A 3734-nucleotide genomic window follows, 5' to 3' on the forward strand; every position below is an offset into this window, starting at 1 on the left:
GCTGGGCCGCGTAGCGGTAGCCGCCGAGCTGGTTGATGCCCTGGGCCGCACGGTGCGTACCCAGTTGCTGCCCGCCCAGGGCGCGGCCGCGCATCGCCTCGACCTGGCAAACCTGGCCACGGGCGTGTACACGCTGCACCTCAACACCACTTCGGGCGTAGTAGTGAAGAAGCTGGTGGTGCAGTAAGCACCCCGGCCTTGGTGTAACCGGCCCCCGGTCCTTGAGTGGACCGGGGGCCGGTTTGTTTTTGGGAAGGATGCCAGCGCGTGGGCCAAGGTGTGCGTGTGGCCAAGCTGAACCGTTGGCATTTGCCGGCTACCTTTGCCCGCCCATTGTTAGCCATGCCTGAAACCACTCTGACTGCTGTTTTTGCGAATGAAGCCGGCGAATTGTTTGAGCACCCGGCCGGGTATGCCCTTATCCGCTACCAGGCGGGCAAGCGGCCGGCGGGCGCCATTGCGGCTATGCTCACGCAGGCCGGGGCGCTGCTGCTGCGCCGGAACTGGACCAGCCTGCTCTCCGACACCCGCCTGATGGCCCCGCTCACCGACGAGGAAAAGGCCTGGGTAGTGGAGCACTGGCAGGGCCGCCGGGTGGCCCGGCCCACCCATGTGCGGGTGGCCACGCTGCTGCCGCTCGATGTATTTGCGCGCTTGGCCGTGGGCCAGATACAAGTGGGCGTGCTGCCGGGCAACGTGCAGTACAAGAACTTTGGCGAAGCCGCCGAGGCACATTCGTTTCTGAAGAATTGAGAAGTTAAGGGGGCATTGCCGTAAAACCTGAAAGCCCCGGCTGCACACGCGGCCGGGGCTTTCAGGAACGGCTAACCGGAGCTACTGCGCCTGCTTTGCTAGCAGCGTCAGCAACTCGTCGGCGGCCTTCTCAATGGCGGGGTAGCCCTGCTGGGCGGCGCGCTCCCTAGCGGCCAGCAGACCGTCGCGGTGCACGGTTTCGAAGTCGCCGTAGGGAAATTTGTAGGCGCCTTTGGTATCGGGGCCCTTGCTTTTGTCGAGGCCAGGTGCCAGCTGGCGGATTCCTCCATCTCGTGTTTGGCGAGGAAGGCGTTTTCCTGATGCGAATCAGGGTTTTGCAGGCCCCGGCAGCCCTGGTCGTTCTTGGTTTTGCCGTCCTGAATCTGGCGGCGGGCGTAGGCCACGGCTTGCGGATTGAGGTGAATGCTCGTCGCTGGGAAAGAGGATGGTGCTGGCGGCCTTACGCAGGCCCGGGCACCGTGTTTCCAGCGTTCAGCTTACCCAAATGCACTGCATCAGGGCTTAGCAAAGCGTGGGTCGCGGATGAACGTGGAGTCGGTGAGCGTGCGCAGAAACGCCACAATCTGGGCCTTTTCCGTGGTGGTCAAACTCAGCGGGTGGCCGGGGCCGCGCGGGTCGTTGCTGCCGTTGAGCAGCAGCGGGTCGATGTTGGGGCTGCTCACCACCACGTGCTCGTTGTAATGGTCGAGCACGGCTTCGAGGGTGGCCAGGCGGCCGTCGTGCATGTAGGGCGCCGTGAGGGCGATGTTGCGTAGGCTCGGCACCCGAAATTTCCCGTTGTCGGTGGGCTGGCCGGTGATGCCGCCAAAGCCCAGGTCGGTGAAGGTAGCGTCGAGGCCGTTGTTGCGGAAGGCGTGGTCGGTGAACAGCGGCTCGCCGTGGCAGTCGCTGCAATTGCCGCCGCGCACGCCGGCCGGCCCGTCGGGGTGCGTGGTGAACAGCACCAGGCCCTGCTGCTCGAAGCTGCTGAGGGCGGTGCGGTTGCCGGCCCGAAACTGGTCGTAGCGCGAGTTGCCCGAAATCAGGGTGCGCTCGAACTGGGCCAGGGCCTTGAGGGTGTTGGCCTCGGTGATGGTGCTGCTGCCAAACGCCTTGCGGAACAGCGGCGGATACGTGGCATTGGCTTGCAGCCGGGCCACGCCCGCGGCCAGTGACTGGTGCATCTCGACCGTTTTTTCAATCGGAATGCGGGCCTGCGTTTCGAGGCTGGTGGCGCCTCCGTCCCAGGTCAGCTTGGGCTCCCAGAGCAGGTTGGCCAGCGACATGGCGCTGCGCGTCGTCACCCCGCCGTTCACGCCCTGCGACAGCGCCCGCCCGTCGGTGAAAGCCTTTTCCTGGCGGTGGCACGAGGCGCACGAAATCGAGTTGTCAACCGATAGCGCCGTTTCGTAGAACAGCTGCCGGCCCAGGGCCACGCCCTCCACCGTGAGCGGATTGTCGGCCGGGGCGGCGGGCAGGGCCGGGAATTTGGCCGGTACCGTCAGCGTGTAAGGCGTGGGCGGTGCTACCGAACCGTTGGGGTCGGTGGGGATAACGGGGTCCGAGTCGGCCTTACAGCCAGCCAGCCCCAGCAACAGGCCCAATCCGAAGACGAGTAGTGATTTCATCGCGCACCTAACAATTTCGTGAAGATAATAATGCCCGGTGGGTCTGGTGGTTATTGGGAAATAATATCGAAAGAACGTCATGCTGAGCTTGTCGAAGGAGCTCTACCTTAATACTATTGCTGATTACTTGCGCAGTAGAGCTGCTTCGACAAGCTCAGCATGACGTTCTTTCTGCGGATGTTTCACCTCCTCTAGCTCTTGCGGCCCAGCAGGTACTTGGTCTGGTTAAAGCTGTAGCCCACCGACAGCACCAGGCGGCCCGCGCTGGCCGGGTGGTCGGTTTCGGCGGTGTAGATGGGCAGCTGGAAGCCGGTGTTCAGCGAGAAGTTCTTGTAATACACGTCGAGCCCCGGGCCCAGCAGCGCGTTGTTCATCGCGTGCTCGCCGGTAAGCTGGCCTTCCAGCATTTCGCCCTTGGTTTTCTCGTAAAAGAATTGTGCCGAGGGGTATAGCTGCCAGTTCTCGCCCAGCGGCACGCGGTAGAACAGGCTGGCGTAGGTGGCCGTGCTGGGGGCCAGGCTGTTGCGAAATTTATTTTCAGTAGCCCGGCGGTAGCTGCTGTTCACGCTCAGCCCGAAGCTGCGGTAGCTGCCAATATAGTTGGCGTACACGAAGCCGTCGGTGGTGCCGGTGCCCACCTGGTTCAGCAGGGCGTAGCGCACGCCGCTGGGGTTGCGGCGGTCGTAGGCGCCGGTGGGCAGTTTCACGCCGCCGCCCACGATGAGCCGGCTCTGCACGCCCGCCGTCTCGATGGCCCGGATGAGGTGGTAGCCGGCAAATACCGTCACGTCGCCGAGGCCCGAAGCGTTGAGCTGCCGGCCGTTTATCTGCGAGGTGTTCATCACGTAGGGTACGAAGGCGTTCAGCTCGACGCGCCGCGCCAGAAAGTATTTGGCCCGTAGCTCCACCACTCGAAAGGCTTCAAAATCAGTTGGGTCGCCGTGATGGCTGTGCTGGTAGCCGTTGTCGCCGTTCAGGGGCGAGGGAAAAAACGGCCGCGCCCCGGCCGGAAAAAACTGCGGCGACTGCCCCAGCGCGTGGTAGCCGTTGAAAATGCGGTAGCGGTGCATCAGGCTGAAGCTGCTCTGGTTGTCGTAGGGCGTAATGCCCATGAAACACCCGCAGATGTCGCAGGCCCGGCCGGGGCCGGCCAGCCCCAGCAGCAGGCCGGTTAGCAGGAGTAATTGTTTGGTTGTCATTTGAATAAATTGAAGTGAGCCACACCCCAGCCGGTCCCTACGGCTGCTCGGCCAGGCGCGGGTCGCGCACAAAAGCGTCGTCGGTGAGCGTGTTCAGGAAGGCCAGCAGGTCGGCCTGCTCGGCGGTGGTGAGCGGAATGCCCAGCGGCCCGCC

4 protein-coding genes are annotated in these 3734 nt (G+C 63.8%); 2 read left to right on the forward strand and 2 right to left on the reverse strand.

The genetic code is table 11. The features are described 5' to 3' along the window. Positions 1-187 (forward strand): T9SS type A sorting domain-containing protein (locus ACYVDE_RS17105; protein WP_460502762.1); only part of this gene is annotated, 187 nt, incomplete at its 5' end. 155 nt (positions 188-342) lie between these two features. After that, positions 343-753, forward strand: coding sequence for a hypothetical protein (locus ACYVDE_RS17110; protein ID WP_460502763.1), 411 nt, complete (start codon positions 343-345; stop codon positions 751-753). Between the two features lie 515 nt (positions 754-1268). On the opposite strand, the gene ACYVDE_RS17115 is transcribed toward ACYVDE_RS17110, so the two are convergent. Both ACYVDE_RS17115 and ACYVDE_RS17120 read right to left on the reverse strand, forming a co-directional pair. Continuing rightward, a complete protein-coding gene (locus ACYVDE_RS17115; protein WP_460502764.1) occupies positions 1269-2381 on the reverse strand; it encodes a cytochrome-c peroxidase in 1113 nt (370 codons plus the stop codon). Between the two features lie 191 nt (positions 2382-2572). After that, positions 2573-3580 (reverse strand): hypothetical protein, encoded by a 1008-nt coding sequence (locus ACYVDE_RS17120; protein ID WP_460502765.1) that lies wholly within the window; start codon positions 3578-3580, stop codon positions 2573-2575. Positions 3581-3734 lie beyond the last annotated feature (154 nt).

Source organism: Hymenobacter agri, assembly GCF_054778495.1.